At 69.5% G+C, this 15,838-nt stretch carries 14 protein-coding genes and 2 tRNA genes; 8 read left to right on the plus strand and 8 right to left on the minus strand.

The window, feature by feature from the left end; all coding sequences use genetic code 11:
* Window positions 1-124 precede the first annotated feature (124 nt).
* The 3 genes from NO345_RS07300 to NO345_RS07310 all read left to right on the plus strand — a co-directional run bounded on the left by NO345_RS07300 (window position 125) and on the right by NO345_RS07310 (window position 971).
* Window positions 125-197: transfer RNA gene (locus NO345_RS07300), tRNA-Asp, on the plus strand.
* A 214-nt stretch (window positions 198-411) separates the two neighbouring features.
* The gene (locus NO345_RS07305; RefSeq protein ID WP_256297887.1) at window positions 412-831 is read left to right on the plus strand and encodes a group I intron-associated PD-(D/E)XK endonuclease; all 420 of its coding nucleotides are present in this window, start codon (window positions 412-414) and stop codon (window positions 829-831) included.
* A 67-nt stretch (window positions 832-898) separates the two neighbouring features.
* Window positions 899-971: transfer RNA gene (locus tag NO345_RS07310), tRNA-Asp, on the plus strand.
* 277 nt (window positions 972-1,248) lie between these two features.
* Here NO345_RS07310 and NO345_RS07315 read toward each other — a convergent pair.
* Window positions 1,249-1,662 carry a hypothetical protein gene (locus tag NO345_RS07315; protein ID WP_256297889.1) on the minus strand — a complete coding sequence of 138 codons (414 nt, stop codon included), beginning with the start codon at window positions 1,660-1,662 and terminating at the stop codon, window positions 1,249-1,251.
* Window positions 1,663-1,795: 133 nt separating this feature from the next.
* Here NO345_RS07315 and NO345_RS07320 point away from each other — a divergent pair, with 133 nt between their 5' ends.
* Entirely contained in the window at window positions 1,796-4,798 is a 3,003-nt protein-coding gene (locus tag NO345_RS07320) for a bacterio-opsin activator domain-containing protein (protein WP_256297891.1), read from the plus strand.
* Window positions 4,799-5,081: 283 nt separating this feature from the next.
* Here the strand turns inward: NO345_RS07320 and NO345_RS07325 are convergent, their stop codons facing one another.
* Together NO345_RS07325 and NO345_RS07330 are read right to left on the minus strand one after the other, a co-directional pair.
* Window positions 5,082-6,956: an ABC transporter substrate-binding protein gene (locus tag NO345_RS07325; protein ID WP_256297893.1), complete on the minus strand. Its 1,875-nt coding sequence runs from the start codon at window positions 6,954-6,956 to the stop codon at window positions 5,082-5,084.
* 287 nt (window positions 6,957-7,243) lie between these two features.
* Window positions 7,244-8,278 carry an ATP-binding protein gene (locus NO345_RS07330; protein ID WP_256297894.1) on the minus strand — a complete coding sequence of 345 codons (1,035 nt, stop codon included), beginning with the start codon at window positions 8,276-8,278 and terminating at the stop codon, window positions 7,244-7,246.
* Between the two features lie 84 nt (window positions 8,279-8,362).
* Between NO345_RS07330 and NO345_RS07335 the strand changes: the two genes are divergently transcribed.
* Entirely contained in the window at window positions 8,363-8,809 is a 447-nt protein-coding gene (locus NO345_RS07335; protein ID WP_256297896.1) for a DUF7382 domain-containing protein, read from the plus strand.
* Here the strand turns inward: NO345_RS07335 and NO345_RS07340 are convergent, their stop codons facing one another.
* The gene (locus tag NO345_RS07340) at window positions 8,810-9,907 is read right to left on the minus strand and encodes an iron transporter (protein WP_256297898.1); all 1,098 of its coding nucleotides are present in this window, start codon (window positions 9,905-9,907) and stop codon (window positions 8,810-8,812) included.
* Window positions 9,908-9,995: 88 nt separating this feature from the next.
* On the opposite strand from NO345_RS07340, the gene NO345_RS07345 reads away from it, so the two are divergent.
* The 3 genes from NO345_RS07345 to NO345_RS07355 all read left to right on the plus strand — a co-directional run bounded on the left by NO345_RS07345 (window position 9,996) and on the right by NO345_RS07355 (window position 12,274).
* Window positions 9,996-10,436: a halocyanin domain-containing protein gene (locus tag NO345_RS07345; RefSeq protein ID WP_256297899.1), complete on the plus strand. Its 441-nt coding sequence runs from the start codon at window positions 9,996-9,998 to the stop codon at window positions 10,434-10,436.
* Between the two features lie 126 nt (window positions 10,437-10,562).
* The gene (locus tag NO345_RS07350; RefSeq protein ID WP_256297901.1) at window positions 10,563-11,816 is read left to right on the plus strand and encodes a right-handed parallel beta-helix repeat-containing protein; all 1,254 of its coding nucleotides are present in this window, start codon (window positions 10,563-10,565) and stop codon (window positions 11,814-11,816) included.
* Window positions 11,816-12,274, plus strand: a complete 459-nt coding sequence (locus tag NO345_RS07355) for a hypothetical protein (RefSeq protein ID WP_256297902.1) — start codon at window positions 11,816-11,818, stop codon at window positions 12,272-12,274. The genes NO345_RS07350 and NO345_RS07355 overlap by 1 nt, the downstream gene beginning before the upstream one ends.
* On the opposite strand, the gene NO345_RS07360 is transcribed toward NO345_RS07355, so the two are convergent.
* The 4 genes from NO345_RS07360 to NO345_RS07375 are packed head-to-tail and all read right to left on the minus strand — an operon-like array spanning window position 12,271 to window position 15,352.
* Window positions 12,271-12,999 carry a protein-L-isoaspartate O-methyltransferase family protein gene (locus tag NO345_RS07360; protein WP_256297904.1) on the minus strand — a complete coding sequence of 243 codons (729 nt, stop codon included), beginning with the start codon at window positions 12,997-12,999 and terminating at the stop codon, window positions 12,271-12,273. The two genes, NO345_RS07355 and NO345_RS07360, sit on opposite strands and share 4 nt — an antisense overlap.
* A gap of 23 nt (window positions 13,000-13,022) precedes the next feature.
* Window positions 13,023-14,018: a methyltransferase domain-containing protein gene (locus NO345_RS07365; protein WP_256297906.1), complete on the minus strand. Its 996-nt coding sequence runs from the start codon at window positions 14,016-14,018 to the stop codon at window positions 13,023-13,025.
* Between the two features lie 52 nt (window positions 14,019-14,070).
* Window positions 14,071-14,697 (minus strand): protein-L-isoaspartate(D-aspartate) O-methyltransferase, encoded by a 627-nt coding sequence (locus NO345_RS07370; RefSeq protein WP_256297908.1) that lies wholly within the window; start codon window positions 14,695-14,697, stop codon window positions 14,071-14,073.
* A gap of 1 nt (window position 14,698) precedes the next feature.
* Window positions 14,699-15,352 (minus strand): HVO_0476 family zinc finger protein, encoded by a 654-nt coding sequence (locus NO345_RS07375; protein ID WP_256297909.1) that lies wholly within the window; start codon window positions 15,350-15,352, stop codon window positions 14,699-14,701.
* Window positions 15,353-15,838: the final 486 nt, after the last annotated feature.

The following is a 15,838-nucleotide window of genomic DNA, read 5'->3' on the forward strand; positions in this document are numbered from 1 at the left end:
AACGATCTCAGTTTCGTCCTGACGATTGCGCTACGACCCTAAAGCGTTTGTGCCGCGGTGGACACACGCACACGTCCGCCGATTGGAAAGCCTTAAGCGTACAACCCGGGTACGATAGGGTGAAGCCCGGGTGGTGTAGTGGCCCATCATACGACCCTGTCACGGTCGTGACGCGGGTTCAAATCCCGCCTCGGGCGTATTCTGCTGGCGCAACCGAACGAGGGGCGCTAGCGACGAGTGAGTCCGCGCCAGCGAATCGCCGCGAAGGGATTTGAACTAGCGAGCACGCAGCGAGGACCGTGCGAGTGAAGTTCAGATCCCGCCTCGGGCGCTTCGCTTTCTCCTCTTCGAGCGAGACGTCGCTCTCATCGACGGCCAACAGTTCAAATCGAATGCCGACCCAACGCCGGCGTGAATCCCTCCCGACGTGGCGACGAGACCGAAGCAGTTCTCCTCGCGCGACTTCTCGACCGTGGTTGTTCCGTCGCTGTCCCGTTCGGCGACAGCGACCGGTACGACCTGCTCGTCGACGACGACGGCGACCTGTTCCGGGTGCAGTGCAAGACCGGGAGCTGGGTGAACGGGACGGTACGGTTCAAATTGTACAGTTCGACAGTGGCTGACGGAGAGCGCGTCGACACCGTTTACACCGCTGACGAGGTGGACGCGTACGCTGTGTACTCCTCGGAGACCGATACGGCGTACTGGGTGCCCCTCTCGGAAACCGGGAGCGGCGAGATGCGATTGCGCGTCGAGGAACCGGAGGCGAAGGCACCGCGGTCACGTCTGAACTGGGCGAGCGAGTACCTGCTGTCCGAACGATTCGATTGACGAGGGGTATCGGTCCGAATCGACACCGATTAATAAGTCCAGCCGGAACGAGGAGATGCGTTCGAAGGCCCGGGTGGTGTAGTGGCCCATCATACGACCCTGTCACGGTCGTGACGCGGGTTCAAATCCCGCCTCGGGCGCTTTCTCAGCGGACAACGTGAGTGAGGAGCGCTAGCGACGAACGAACCGTCTGCTGAGAAACGCCACGAAGGGATTTGAACTAGCGAGCACGCAGCGATGACCGTGCGAGTGAAGTTCAGATCCCGCCTCGGGCGGCTTCTGCTGGCGCGACTGAACGTGGAGCGCCAGCGAGGTGTGTCTGCGCCAGCAAATCACAGGAATCTGAAACAGCGAGCGGGCGCTGGTCGGGGCACGTACGGAGGGAGTTCGCGTCGGGCGCGCGAACGCGTCAGGGAATCACTGCTGGTCGGCGCTTCGCTCCGCCCAGATACGCCAGTCGCCACCGTCGGTGCGGAGCTCGTAGACGAGGGAGTACGAATCCGACCGCTCGCCGTCCGGTCCGGTGACGGTGAGGTCGACGCGGACCTCGGCCACGTCGTCGTCCGAGGTGAGCACCTCGGTGTCGTCGATACTGATGTCGACCTCGGCACTCTCGGAGGTGGACCCCTCGGTCACCTCCTGGCCGGGTGTCTCGGGATGGAGGAGTTCGTTCGCGCGTTCGTGGTTGCCGGCGTCGAGTGCCTCGATGAAGGCGACCGTTGTCGCCTCGGGGTCGTCGCCGGCCCCGTCACCGCCGCCGAGGAGTCCGGTACAGCCGGCGAGTGCGGTCAGTGAGAGTGTACTCGCGGTCAGGTAGGTCCGTCGTCGCATGTGGATTCGGTCGGCAGGGAGTGACAAAAGTGTACGTATTCTATCCTGTTCGCCGGTCACCGATACCGAGCGCCAGTGCCCGCCGGCCGGGTTGACTCTAATCCTTTAGTACCCCTGCGACGTAACGGGGGGCATGGCAATGGACGGGTTCGGCGAGACGGTGACGGGGTCGCCGACCGTCGAGGAGGTGTCGGTGCTGTTCGTGGACAACGACGCCGACTTCGCTGCGGTCTCGAAGACGATGCTGGAGCGGTCGGACGAGAGCATCTCGGTGACGGTCGTCCCGAACGGGGCGGCGGCCATCGAGGTGGTCGAGGACCCGGGTCGGCAGGTCGACTGCATCGTCAGCGACTACGACATGCCGGAGATGGACGGGCTGGCGCTGCTGGAGGCGGTCCGCGAGCGGGACGACCGGCTGCCGTTCGTGCTGTTCACCGGGAAGGGGAGCGAGGAGATCGCGAGCGACGCCATCGCGGCGGGCGTGACCCAGTACCTGCAGAAGAAGCCGGGTCGCGAGCGGTACGCGCTGCTGGGCAACCAGATCCGGAACGCGGTGTCGCAGTACCGGACCCAGAGCGCCCTCCAGGACCGGGTCCGCCAGCAGGAGGCGGTGGCGACCATCGGCCAGCAGGCGCTGAACGAGCCACAGTTGGACGTGCTGTTCGAGACGACGGTCCGCCGGGTCGCACGGGCGCTCGACGTGAGCCACGTCCGCATCCTCTCGCTCCCGGAGTCGGACGAGGACCTCCGAACGGAGGCGGCGGTCGGATGGCGGCCGGACGCGCCGCCGTCGGGGCAGGCCCGGTACGCGGTCACCGACGGGAACCCGGTCGTCGTCGTCGACGACCTGTCGTCCGAGGAGCGGTTCGACACGAGCGACGCGGCCGGGGTGGAGGAGCTCCGGAGCGGAGCGTGCGCGACGGTCGGCCTGCGCGGCTTCGACTGGGGCGTGCTCGAGGCGCACGCCCGGAGCCATCGGCGGTTCACGCAGGACGACGTGACGTTCCTCCAGAACGTGGCGACGGTGCTCGCGAGCGCCATCGAGCGCAACGTCATCGAGGGGGAGCGTCGGGAGAGCAGCGAACGGTACCGGACGCTGGTCGAGGTGTCGCCGAGCGCGGTCGTCGTGCACAGAGACGGCGACCTCGTCTACACGAACCCGGCGTTCGTCTCGCTCGTCGGGGCCGACGACGAGACGGAGCTGCTGGGCTCCGAGCTGGCGTCGCTGGTGCATCCGGAGGACGAGGATACCGTCACGACCGCGATGTCGCGGACCATGGCGGGCGAGGCCGAGCCGACGCGCCGGGAGCGACGGATCGTCGGCCACGACGGGTCGGTCGTCCACGTCGAGATGACCTCCCGGGCCATCGAGTACGAGGGCGAGCGGGCGGTGCTGACGGTGGCGACCGACGTGACCGAGCGCAAGCGCTACGAGCAGACGCTCGATACGCTGCACGAGACCTCGCGGGACCTGATGCGGGCGGAGACGCAGGCGGACATCTGCGAGACGGCGGCGGAGACCGCGGCGGACCTGCTGGGGCTGAGCGCGCTCGTCGTCTACACGTTCGAGAGCGACACCGGCACCCTCGAACCCGCGGCGACGACCCCGAGCACGAGCGACCTGCTGGGGTCGCCGCCGACGGTCGAGCGCGGGGCGGGCTACGTCTGGGAGACGTTCAGCACGGGGGAGTCGCGGTACTTCCCGGACGTCGCGGACGAGCCGGGGGCGCTCGACGACGTGGTCGAGAGCCAGCTGGTGATCCCGCTCGGTACCCACGGGGCGCTGGTGGCGGTCTCGGACGCCGTCGAGGGGTTCGAGGAGTCGACCATCGAGCTGTTGCACATCCTGGCGGCGAACACCGAGGCGGCGATGGACCGGGCCGAGCGCGAGCAGCTGCTGCGGGACCACGACAGCCGGCTGACCCGGCAGAACGAGGAGCTCCGGAAGCTGAACCACACGAACAAGATCGTCCGCGACGTGAACCGCGCGGTCGCGCAGGCGTCGACGAGACGCGAGATCGAGCAGGCGGTGTGTGAACGGCTGGCCGAGGCGGAGCCGTACGTCGCCGTCTGGGTGGCCGAGGCGGAGGGGCCGAACGGGGCGATGACACCGCTCGCGTGGGCGGACACCGACACGGACTACGTCGACCGGATCGCAGACGACCTGGACGGACCGACACCCGAGGGGAACCTCGTCCGGCAGGCTGCCGACGAACAGGAGGTCGTCGTCGTCGAGGACGTGCTGACGGACGAGTGGAGCGAGCGCCGGACGGAGGCGCTCACGTACGGCTTCCAGACGGTGGTGGCCGTGCCGCTGGTGGACAACGAGCGCGTCTACAGCGTTCTCGTGTTGCACGTCGCGACGCCCGAGACGGTGACCGAACAGGAGCTGGCGGTGCTCGGCGAGCTGGGCGAGACCATCGGCTACGCCATCCACGCCGTCGAGCGGACCCGTGCACTCGTCACCGACAGTGTGGTCGAACTGGAGTTCGAGGTGGCCGACGAGCGGTTCACGTTCTCGCGGCTGTCGGCGGCTGTCGGCGGGTCGATCCGCCTCGACGGCGCGGTCGCCCGCCCCGACGGGACGCACCTCTGTTTCGTCCGGACGGAGGGTATCGATGCGGAGCTCGTCGAGACGACGCTCGCGGACTGGTCGTCGGTGCCCTCGGTGACCTGCATCAACGAGGACGGCGACACGGCGCTGTTCGAGATCCGGCTGACCGAGCCGCGGCTGTTCGAGCTGCTCCGGGAGTACGACGGCACCATCCGGTCGCTGTCGGCCACGGACGGTGTGGTGACGCTCGTGGTCGAGCTCCCACAGGGAGGTGACACGCGCGGGCTGTGGAACGACCTGAGCGAATCCTACCCGACGACGGAGCTCGCGGCCCGGCGGGAGACGAGCCAGAGCAACCGCCAGCACCGCGACCAGCGGTCGTGGGTCGAGAGCGAGCTGACCGAGCGGCAGTTCGAGGCGCTCCAGACCGCGTACTACGCCGGTTTCTACGCCTGGCCACGGGAGGTGACGGGGGAGGTGCTCGCCGACGCGCTCGACGTCACGCCACCGACGTACCACTACCATCTGCGTGCGGCCGAGCGGAAGCTCGTGAGTGGGGTGTTCGAGTCCGGCTCTAACTGATTAGTGTCGGCCAGCACTGAGCACTAACAGGATAGAATAAAGTGTTAATCCGATACCATCCCTACTATCAGTCGGCGAAACAGCAGCGAACCGCTGTCGCCACCCCCATACTCCCCCCAACCCCCCCTTCCTGAAGCACTACCCGACGAGAGGCGTCACTGTGGCGATGCTCGAGCCGGGCGCGTGGACTGTCGCAGAAAGAGCGACCAAACCGCCGTCACCGGTGTGACCGGCGGTGGCGGTGTCGAGGTCGGCGGGCGTCAGCTCCGTTCGGTGCGGGTGGTCAGCTCCGCTCGCCGATGGTGGCCTGGGTGTACTTCTGACGGCTGCCACCGCTGGCCCCGTACGGGTCGATGTCGACCCAGTCGTACACGAAGCGCTCGTCCGTACGATGGTAGCACGGCAGGAGCACCATATCTTCCCAGTTCGCCTCCTCCATCTGGACGTAGGCGTCGCCACGGGTCGAGGCGGCCTGCTCGTTCGGTGCCTGGTTGTTCTGGACGGTCTCCCAGGCGCTGTTCATCTGGTCGACCGCGCCGCCCTCCACGTCGTCCCAGTCGACGTACGCCCCGCGGGCACCGCCCTCGCGGTCGGTGTCGGTGAGGTCGGGGACGAGCTGGCCCCAGAAGTTGTCCGGGGCGGGCCAGTCCATCGACCAGCCCAGCGAGTAGGCGGCGAGGTTCCCGTTGCGACCGCGGTTGAGCAGCGTCGCGAACGGGGCCTCCTCGAGGTTCATGTTGATGTGGGCGTTCACCAGCTTGTCGCGGAGGAGGGTACCAAGACCCTGCCACGTCGGCGACTCGTAGGTCGTGAACGTGATCTCGTACTGGTTGTTCGAGCCGTAGCCGGCATCCTCCATCACCTGCCGGGCGTCCTCGAGACGCGTCTCGCCGTAGCCGTAGGGGTAGTTCTGCTCGGCGTGTTCGTCGTACGCGCTGGTGCCGCCGGGGTAGATGCGCGGCGGGCTGAAGTGGTACGCGGGCTCGCCCCGGCCCTTGAACACCTGGTCGACGCCCTCGTGCTGGTCCATCGCGTACGCGATGGCCTGCCGCACGGGCTTGGGGACGTTCTTGGCGTTCAGACCGATGTAGAACGTGTTGATGGTTGGTACGGCGGCGTACTCGACCGTCTCGCCGTTCTGCATGGGGCCGTAGGTACCGAGCTGTCGTCCGGCCTCGTCCTCGTCCTCGATGGAGACGAGGCTGGGGTCGTACTTCGAGGTCGGCATCGGTGGAAGGTCCGCGTTCTTGTTCTGGCCGTAGTTGTACAGCGCGTCGGTGTCGGTGATGATCTGCCAGTGGACGCCACCGATGAGCGGCCCGTCACCGTGGTAGTCGTCGAACCGGCTGACCTCGGCCATGGTGTTCGTCTCCCAGTTCTCGAACGTGAACGGGCCGGCGCTGATGGGGTTGTTCCGCGCGAACTCGTCGTAGCCAATCTCGCCGTCGTAGCCGGGGGTGTCGTCGACGAGCCCCTCGGGAATCGCACCGAAGGCGGTGTACGCGAGCATCTCGAGCGTCGAGTGGAACGGCGCGGCGAGCTGGATCTCGAGCGTCGTCTCGTCGACGGCCGTGACGCCGAGGCTGCCGGGCGCGTACTGCTCGACCTCCTCGCCCTCGTCGTTCGTGACGGTCTCCATCTCGTGCTCGATACCCATCGCGGACGTGACGAAGTACGCCCGGCGCGAGTTCGGCGAGGCGGTGAGTCGCTCGAACGAGTAGACGAAGTCCGAGGCCGTGACGGTGTCGCCGTTGTGGAACGTCGCGTCCTCCTTGAGGGTGAACGTGTACGTGGTGTAGTCCTCGGATACCTCGTAGTCCGTCGACAGGAGCGGCTCGACCTCGATCTCGCCGTTCGGATAGTTCATCAGCCCGTCGAACACCTGCTGGATGACCCGCCCGTTCGCGGTGTCGGTCGAGGCGATGGGGTCCAGCGTACTCATCGTCGCGTTTGTGAGCTGGAGGGTCCGGTCGCTCTCCTCGAAGCCGTCGTCCTCCTCGGTCCCGGTTCCGGTCCCGGGGTCGTCGGTGCCCTGGGTCTCGGTTCCGCCCGGGTCTTCGTTGTTGTCGCCCGTACAGCCCGCGAGGGCCAGGGCCGTCGCTGCGCCGCCGGTCGCCTTCAGGAACTTCCGGCGCTGGAGGGACTGGTCGTCTGACATACACCCACCGGTTCGGTCTTTCGTGTCAAAAAGCGACCGTAAGCACTAGTGGGTTCTAGTCCAAAAGAAAATCTTATAAGTGGAAATAGAAGCAGGAAATAGACAAAAGTTAAAATATCATTTTACCTTCTCCGGAAAAGACGAAGCGGCAGCTGTCGACAGGAGCGAGCTGGTCTGAAGCGCAGTCGCGGAGGCCGAATCGAGGTGGGGATGACAGCAGGCGGCGTTCCTGTCGACAGTAGAATCATAGACGGGACGGGTATTAAGGCCGGTGAAGGGTCAAAACATCACTTGAGACTTCGACCCGTCGCGCTGGCCGTCGGGCTCCCGCCGTCGTGGGGTGTGCGTCGTTCGCGGACCTGCACGGCGTGGAGCCGCTCGGTAGCGTCGTCGACCACCCTGACCTCGCCCGGTTCGGTCGGCATCCGCTCGGTCAGGTCCGCGTCGACGTACGAGGGGCGCGCCCGTGCCAGTGCCTCCCGGTCCCGTCGGTCGGTGAGTCGGTGGGCGACGAGGATATCGGCCTGCGACGCGGCCACAGCTGGCAGCGCGCTCGGTCGCTGGGTCGCCGCGACGAGGCTCACGCCGGGCTGTCGACCGCGCGTGAGCAGCGTCCGCAGCGCCGGTGCTGCGACGCCGTCGAAGAACGCGTGTGCCTCGTCGACCAGCAGCCACGGGAGCCGGGCGACCGTCCCCTGCACCCGTGCCCGGTAGAGCGCCGTCGCCGTCGCCCGGACCACCGCGTTCGCCGCCGCCGTCGGCAGTCCCGACACGTCGAGCACCGTCGCGGTCCCCGACGAGAGCGCGCTCGCGTCGAGCCCGTCCGGGTCGAACACGTCCCACGACGCCGCGAGGTCGAGGTGGTTCCGGGCCGCGCGCCGGGCCGCCCTGTCGCAGTCGAGGTCGGTCAGCGTCGCCCCGATCTCGTCGATGGTCGTTCCCGTCGCCGCCGCCCGCCAGAGTACGGCCCCGCCGGGCGATTCGGTGCCGAGTCCGACGAGTTCGCACCACGCCGTCGGCGGGAGTGCGTCCGGGTCGACCCGTGGCTCGGCCACGACTGTTGCGGACCCGTCGGCCGCCAGCGTCCCGAACACACCCATCGGATCGACGACGACCGGCGCGACGCCCCGGGCCGCCGCCAGCCCCTCTGCCAGCACCCCGAGCGTGTAGGACTTGCCGTAACCCCGCTTGCCGACGACGAGCGCGGCGTGCGGGGACTCGCAGTCGAGTCCCACCGACGCGCCCGCGCTCCCGTCCGGCGCGCGGTAGCGTCCGAACTCGACCGTCGCACCCGACCCGCCGTCGCGTCCGATGACCACCATGCCCCCTCTGGCCCCGGGATGGTACTTGAACGGTCGGACCGGGGCCGGCGAGCGTTCAAATACCATCGCGGGCCCAACCACGGCGTGCGACTCACACCACTCCGGCGCGACGACCGCGCCATCGAAGGACTGCCCATCCGACTCGTCATCGCCCTCGTCGTCGGCGTCGCCAGCCTCTCCGTGATGATGAACATGATCTCCGGCATCGGCGGCCTCGCGGTCACCGAGGTCGACGCCCAGCCGACGCCCGACGTCATCACGCCGGGCGAGCAGACCGTCGACATCCGTGTCGTCGACAGCGACGGCACCCCCGTCGAGGGCGCGACCGTCGTCGTGAAGGGCGCGAGTGCCCGGCTCGACGGTATCGAGACCGCGAGCACCGGCGAGAACGGCACCGCCGAGATCGAGATCGACCCGTCGCTCGGGCCGAACCAGGCGGAGGGGACGCTCGAGATAGACATCAAACCGCCCGCAGGCAGCGAGTACGCCGACCAGCGCGCGAACACGGTCATCCTCGTGGTCGAGGAGTAGTCACTCCACGGTGAACGCGACCGACTCCATCTCGAAGAACGCAGTCTCGTACCCCTCGTGTCTGGCGACCTGTGGCGGTGTCAGCACCGGGACGGCGAGCCTGTCGCCGGATTCGAGGGTCGGTATCGGCGTCCCGTAGTGGGGACCGAGCACCGGGTCGACCGTCCGCGACAGCGTGCGCTCGACGGCCGGCCCGCCACGCCGGTCGGGCTCGACACGCGCCCGGAGCCCCATCCCCGGGAGCACGAGCTCGTTGTGGGGCGTCCGTGCGAGCACCGCGAGGTAGGCGTCACCGTCGCTGGCGTCGTCTCCACGGTCCTCGCGACCGATCTCCAGCCGCGCCACTGCGTCACCGGTGAGCTGGAGAACGTCGAGGACCGCGCCGTCGGTCGTCGCCCGGCCGAGGTGCTGGCCCGGGAGCGCGTCGATGGTCGGCGCGACGGCCGCGGGGACGCCCGGAGCGTCGGCCGTCGGCAGCGCCCCGTCGTTCCCGGCGTCGCCGAGCCGTCGGCGGTCGATCGCGTCCCGTTCGTCGCGGGCGTACGCCAGTTCGAAGTCGGTGCTCGCCGACCCCTCGAAGCGCCCGGTGAACGCGCCGGTCCGGCGGATGGCGAGGCCGCCCACGCGCACGCGAACGGTGTAGTTCCCATCGCCGGGGAGCGAGACGTTGTCCCCGTAGTGGAAGCCGAGTCGCTGGGAGAGCATCGCGTACACCGCCTCCTGGACGACCGGCTCGCCGTCCCGGAGCACCTCGACGGTCAGCCCCACGTCGGGGAGGACGACACCCGTCTCTCTGTCCCAGACGAGCGTCATGAGGTGGACCGAGTCCGCGGACGCCACCGAGCGGCGGTACCGCTCCCGGCCGACGACCTCCCAGAACCGGCTCGGGTAGCTGTAGAGCAGACCGAAGCGATAGTCGCCGGCGTCGCGGGTGCCGACGACCCGGACACCGCCCGAACTCGTCGGGCGGTAGACACCGCTCGGCGGGTCGTCGAGCACCGGCGGCGGCCACGCGTCGTCGTCCCCCAGCACCGCACAGCCGGCGACCCCCACCGTCGTCGTGCCGGCCATCGCGGCGAGGAACGTCCTGCGACGCATCGTCCCGGCTTCGACGCGCGACGGGATAGCAGTTGTGCCACGCTACCGCGCACCAAGCTATTTGTACGGGTTGACCGTCGGACCGAGCATGCAGCGACGACGCGTCCTCGCGGGACTGGCGGCGGTGACGGGCTCGCTGGCCGGCTGTCTCGGCGGCGGTCGTGCGGGCGGGACTGGCGGCCCCAACGACTCCTACGGCGACTGGTTCGACGGCGTGGACAACTACGACGGCGAGGTCGACCGGACCGGCGAGTCCGAGACGACCGTACTGGTCGGTGCCGACGACGGGCTCGCGTTCGAGCCGGCGGCCGTGCGTCTCTCGCCCGGGACGACGGTGGTCTGGGAGTGGACCGGCGACGGCGGCGCGCACAACGTGCAGGCCGAAGCCGGCGGGTTCGAGAGCGACCTCGTCGACGACGAGGGCCACACGTTCGAGCACACCTTCTCGGAGCCGTCGCTCGTCCGGTACGTCTGCGACCCGCACCGCGACCTCGGGATGCGCGGTGGGGTGCGTGTCGTCGAGGAGTGAGGCCGCGGGCGACCGGGGTGTCTGGGTCGGTCACCGCGGGCGTGGTGTCTGGTAACAATTATGTCGGAATGCGTCGTTGTCTGCTAGGACACGGATGATCGAACGCATCACATCAGGGGGGAGGCGATGGCGCTGAGCCGCCGTCGGCTGCTGCGACTCGCCGGCACGGTCGGCGTCGCGGGGAGCATCGGGGGAGCTGCACTGGCACAGGGGGGCGACGGCGGACGCTATCCGGCGGACCAGCCACGACGCGAGCCGCCACGCGAGTACGACGACTACACCGTCCACCGCGTCCCCGGGGCGTACGACAGCATCCAGGCCGCCGTCGAGGCCGCCGAACCGCGCGACCTCGTGCTCGTCGGGCCGGGCATCTATCGGGAGGCGGTTCGCGTGACGGACACGCCGCGGCTCACCATCCGCGGCACGGACCGCAACGAGGTCATCCTCGACGGCGAGTTCCGCCGGGAGGACGGGATTCTGTCGACGGTCGACGACGTGGTCGTCGAGAACATGACCGCCCGCAACTACCAGCGCAACGGCTTCTTCTGGTCGAGCGTGACCGGCTGGCGGGGGTCGTACCTCACCGCGTACAACAACCGCGTCTACGGCATCTACAACATCGACTCGACCCACGGTCGCTACGACAACTGCTACGCGTCGGGCCACACCGACTCGGGGTTCTACATCGGCCAGTGCAAGCCCTGCTACGCCCGCATCGAGGACGTCCGCTCGGAGCACAACGCCATCGGCTACTCCGGCACCAACGCGGGCGGCTACCTCACGGTCGCGAACTCGGTCTGGCGGCACAACAAGGCCGGCGTCGTCCCGAACACGCTCGACTCGGAGGCCGACCCGCCGCAGGACGCCGCCCGTATCGAGGGCAACCTCGTCGAGCACAACAGCAACGACGATGCACCCGACGCCGCGTTCGGCTACGCGACCAGCGGCGTCGGCATCTCCGTCGCCGGCGGCATCAACAACGAGGTGTTCGACAACGAGGTACGCGGGCACGCCAACTACGGCATCGCGGTGCTCCCGATGATCGACGAGAACCTCTACCAGCCACGGAACAACCTCGTCCGCGGGAACACCGTCTCCGAGTCGGGCCGGGTCGACCTCGCCCTCGGCGCGCCACAGGCCGGCGGCAACCGCTTCGTCGACAACGAGGCGAACAGCAGCCGTCCGGGACACCTCACCGGCGGCCTCCGCCTGCTCGGTGGCGACCCCGCCGTCACGGCGGCGCTGGTCGAACAGTACCTCCAGCTGGAGAACGGCGACGCGCCGATGGGCGACTGGCAGGACGCGCCGGAGCCGCCGTTCGACGAGCTGGAGTCGATGCCGGACCCGGAACGAGCGCCGAGGGAGGCGGTGCGTCGCTGATGTCGACCGTCGACTCCCTCAGAGAGCGCGTCCGCTCGCCCTTCGAGCAGCGCCACGATGCGGCGACCACGGCGCTCGTCGCCGGCTGGGCGCTCGTGCTCGGCCTCGTCGCGGGCTGGGTCGTCGCGGACTTCGAGGTTCGGCAGCTCACGACCGTCGTCGTCGCGCTGGCGGCCGGAATCCTCCTGTACGGGCGGGAGACGCCCCGGGATATCGTCGCGGGCGGGCTGTACATGCTCGCCGCGCTGGTCGCGCTGTTCCCGGTCGCGTACGAGCTCCACGTCTTCACCGTCACCGGGATGGCCGGCGTCGACAGCCCGTGGACGCACGTGCTCACGGTCAGCGACCTGCTGCTGTTCGTGCTGTTCCTCGCGGTCGCGGCGGTGCCGGCGCTGCTGGGCTTCCTGGTGGGGAACTGGACGGCGGTCCGGGGTCGGCTCGCGGGGATTCGGTCCTAGTCCCAGTCGATCCACTCGTGCTCCCAGCCGTTCCCGAGTGCGGTCTGGGCGCGCTCCCTATCCTCGCGGTCGGTCCGGTTGCGTTCGAGCGCACCCGCCTGCTCGCCCTCGACGAGCAGCGGCGCGAACGCGACGGGGCCGTGCTCGTCGACGACCTCGCCGTCTGCGTCGACGGAGACGAGCGTCTGTCCGGCCGCGCCGCGGGGCATGACGAGCCGCCCGTCGTCGGCCAGCTGGGAGACGAGCGCACGCGGGGGTTCGACGGCCGCGGCCTCCACGAGCACCCGGTCGAACGGTGCGTACTCGGCGAGGCCGTGGGTGCCGTCGCGGCAGTCGACGAGTACCTCGCCGTAGCCGGCGTCCGCGAGGTTCGAGCGGGCGTCGTAGACGACGCGGCGGGTGATGTCCACCGCGTGGACGTTGCGCGCCCCGGCGAGTTCGGCGGCGACCGCGCTCGTGTAGCCGACGCCCGCGCCGACGACGAGCACCGCGTCGCCGTCCTCGACGCGGAGCGCCTCGAACAGCCGTGCGACCGAGCTCGGCGAGAGGATGCGGGTGCCGGCGTGCTCGTGCGACTGGTCGCTGTACGCGCGTTTCTCCTCGGGGACGAACTCGTGGCGGGGGACCTCCCGCAGTGCGAGGCCGACCGCGTCGCTCTCCACGACGGCCTTCGCGTCGTGTTCGAGGCTGTCGACCATGTCGTCCCGCAGCGCCGCCTGCTCCATGCTCGAAGCTCCGTGATGCGCCGTTAAGAATCTCGCGCCTGCCCCAGCACCGCCTGCCGGTCCGTCCCCGGCACGTCGCGCACCTGTACCGCCCGCAGTCCCGCGGCTTCGAACCAGTCGCGGTAGTTCGCGGGCTCGTGTGCCTCGCCGGAGCCGAGCGCGAGCCGGTGGACTGTCCTCGCACGCGCGGCGGGCGAGCGCCCGCGAAGGTAATCCACGACCACGAGCCAGCCGCCCGGCGCGAGCGCGTCGGCCGCCGCCGCGACGAGCCGCCGGTTCGCCGCCGCCGAGCGGTCGCTGGTCCGGAGCGGGACGAACGCGCAGTCGACGCCGTCGACGGGGAGTGCGGTGGAACCCCCTTCGTCGCTCGTCTCGGTGTTGCTCCCCTCGTCGTCGGGGAGCTCCCACGTCACCGACTCGACGGGCTCCCGGGCGAGCAGCGACGCCGACGCGTCGAGCCGGTCGGTGCTGTCGAGCAGCGTCACGTCGTAGCCCCGGCGGGCGAACTCGACGGCGTAGGTGCCCGGTGCGCCGCCGATATCGACGACCCGGCCGTCGGGCGCGACGTGCTGGGCGGCGGTGACGCACGCCCGGACGGTGGCCTCGTCGGTTGCCTGCACGCGGCCGAGGCGGTTTCGGGTCCACGCGGTCGTGGTGCCGTCGGGTGCCTGCTCGGTGGCGTCGTCGTCGCCGACCGGTGGGCCCCCGCCGCGCATCGTCTCGGGAAGTTGACCGAGCGCGTCGAGGTCGTCGAGTTCGGCCGGGAAGCGCCCCACCGAGCGGAGGTCCGCCGCCGCGAGGAAGCCCAGCGCGCGGTTCGTCGGCTCGTAGACGCCGCCCACGTCGCGGAAGAAGCCGGCGTCGGCGAGCCCCTCGACGGCGAGGCGGGCCGCGCGCTCGGTCACGTCCGTCCGTTCGGCGACCTCGCTCGGCGTGTCGGCGTCGGAGAGCAGCGCGTCGAGTACGCCCGTCTCGCGGGCGGCCCACAGCAGGAACAGCGTCTCCCGGTCGTCGGTCATGGTCGGGGCGACGCCCCGGAGGGGAATAACTCCGGCTACTGCCCGCGGTCGGTCACTGCATCCGGACGAACCGCACGCCGCCCCGGTCCTCGCGGTCGAGCGAGCCGTCTGCCCGCCGGGTCGCGTGGACGAGCGTCTGGCGGTCGGTGCCGATGGGGGCGAGGACGACCCCGCCCGGCCGTACCTGCTCGACGACGGATTCGGGGAGCTCCGGTGCAGCGCAGGTCAGGTACGCGGCGTCGTAGGGCGCGTGCTCGGCCCAGCCCTCGCGACCGTCGCCCGCTCTGATTCCGATGTCGTCGTAGCCCAGCCGGTCCAGCCGCTCGCGGGCCTCGCTGGCGAGTCGGTCGCTGTACTCGACGGAGAAGACGTTCTCCGGGCCGACGACCTCCGCGGTGACGGCGGCGTGGTAGCCACAGCCGGTGCCGACCTCGAGCACCCGCTCGCCGGGCGAGAGGCCGAGCGCATCGACCATGATGGCGACCATGTGCGGTGCGCTGATGGTCGCGCCGTCGCCGATGGGCAACGGGCGGTCGGCGTACGCCTCGCTCCGGCGTGATTCGGGGACGAACTCGTGTCTCGGGACCGCCCGCATCGCGTCGAGCGTGGACTCCCGCTCGATGTCGCTCCGGCGGGCGAGCCGGTCGACCAGCGACTCCCGGGCGGCCTCGAAGCTCATCTCACCAGGCGGACCAGGCGGTGGTCTCCTCGTCCCACGCGTAGACGCGCTTCGTGTCCTTCGCGATGACCGTGTCGCCGTCGTGGTCGAGCTTGTCGTGATAGTAGCCCTCCGCGTCGGCGCGCACCGCGATCCCGCTGATGGTGAACTCGTCGTTGTCGAACGTCTCCGTCTCGCCGACGACGAACTCGTAGTCGCCGGGGACGTACACGCGCTCCGAGCGCGTCTCGTTGTTGCGGCCGTCGCGCGGGTGGATGGTCACGTTGACCCCGACGTTCCCGACTGCACGGGTCCAGAACGTCTCCACGTCGCCCGCCTCCGCCTCCTCGACCCGGCGCTCGCCGTCGAGCTCGAGGCTCGTGATGCGGACCGTCATGATGGCCTCGTCGGTGTCGAGGATGAACTCCTCGCCCGTCGCGACCGTCTCGTCGACCGGGGCCTCCACCGTCGCGGTGAAGGAGTCCCCGTCCTGACTGACGACGACGTCGACCTCGACCGTCTCGTCCGGTTCGACCCGCTCCTTGTGGACGTGCCCGCACTCCGTACAGCGGACCGTGTACATCTGCCCGCGCTCCTTCAGCACCTCGTGCGCCCGTTCGAACTCGGGCGAACACGAGGGACAGGGGAGCGCGAGCCTGTCGGCGACTTCGCTCATACCCGTTTCTACAGGGCGACGCGGTAAAAGCCGTCGGACCTCTCGTGTGCGTGCTGGTGATTGTCTCGGACGGGCGTCTGTTCGGCTGAGTCTGCCGCAGTTTTCGAGGGGTACACCGGAACTGGGAACAGCCAGAAAGCCCCGAGGCTGTCGGCTTGGGGGCTTCGCTGCGCTCCTCACTCCGTTGCGGTGCTTGCGTCAGCCGCCTTCGCCGACAGCCTCGCCCCTTTCAGTCCCACCCCGCAACCGGTTGATTCCCGGAGCGGCGCACCTGTCAGGCGGGTGCGTCTGAGCCCGGTCGGCCGGGTGGCGGGCGGCTTGCGAGCGTGCCGGAGGCCGCGAGCCGCCACCCGTGCGAGGGATGAGAAGCGCAGCGAACCGAGCATCGCAATCGGCTGCGGAGGCGGGAGGTGCGGTGCGGAGCCGTGGCGGGATTGAAAGGGGCCGGGCGCTCGCCAACCGAGACAACGCAAGCACCGCAGCGGA

This window comes from Haloarchaeobius salinus (genome assembly GCF_024464185.1).
Taxonomy (GTDB): Archaea; Halobacteriota; Halobacteria; order Halobacteriales; family Natrialbaceae; genus Haloarchaeobius; species Haloarchaeobius salinus.

What these genes read in the sequence shown, in the direction of transcription:
- NO345_RS07345 (WP_256297899.1), top strand. Translation starts at nt 9,996, where the DNA reads ATGCAGCGACGACGCGTCCTCGCGGGACTGGCGGCGGTGACGGGCTCG.
- NO345_RS07320 (WP_256297891.1), top strand. Translation starts at nt 1,796, where the DNA reads ATGGCAATGGACGGGTTCGGCGAGACGGTGACGGGGTCGCCGACCGTC.
- NO345_RS07370 (WP_256297908.1), bottom strand. Translation starts at nt 14,697, where the DNA reads ATGAGCTTCGAGGCCGCCCGGGAGTCGCTGGTCGACCGGCTCGCCCGC.
- NO345_RS07365 (WP_256297906.1), bottom strand. Translation starts at nt 14,018, where the DNA reads ATGACCGACGACCGGGAGACGCTGTTCCTGCTGTGGGCCGCCCGCGAG.
- NO345_RS07315 (WP_256297889.1), bottom strand. Translation starts at nt 1,662, where the DNA reads ATGCGACGACGGACCTACCTGACCGCGAGTACACTCTCACTGACCGCA.
- NO345_RS07355 (WP_256297902.1), top strand. Translation starts at nt 11,816, where the DNA reads ATGTCGACCGTCGACTCCCTCAGAGAGCGCGTCCGCTCGCCCTTCGAG.
- NO345_RS07360 (WP_256297904.1), bottom strand. Translation starts at nt 12,999, where the DNA reads ATGGAGCAGGCGGCGCTGCGGGACGACATGGTCGACAGCCTCGAACAC.
- NO345_RS07330 (WP_256297894.1), bottom strand. Translation starts at nt 8,278, where the DNA reads ATGGTGGTCATCGGACGCGACGGCGGGTCGGGTGCGACGGTCGAGTTC.
- NO345_RS07325 (WP_256297893.1), bottom strand. Translation starts at nt 6,956, where the DNA reads ATGTCAGACGACCAGTCCCTCCAGCGCCGGAAGTTCCTGAAGGCGACC.
- NO345_RS07340 (WP_256297898.1), bottom strand. Translation starts at nt 9,907, where the DNA reads ATGCGTCGCAGGACGTTCCTCGCCGCGATGGCCGGCACGACGACGGTG.
- NO345_RS07350 (WP_256297901.1), top strand. Translation starts at nt 10,563, where the DNA reads ATGGCGCTGAGCCGCCGTCGGCTGCTGCGACTCGCCGGCACGGTCGGC.
- NO345_RS07375 (WP_256297909.1), bottom strand. Translation starts at nt 15,352, where the DNA reads ATGAGCGAAGTCGCCGACAGGCTCGCGCTCCCCTGTCCCTCGTGTTCG.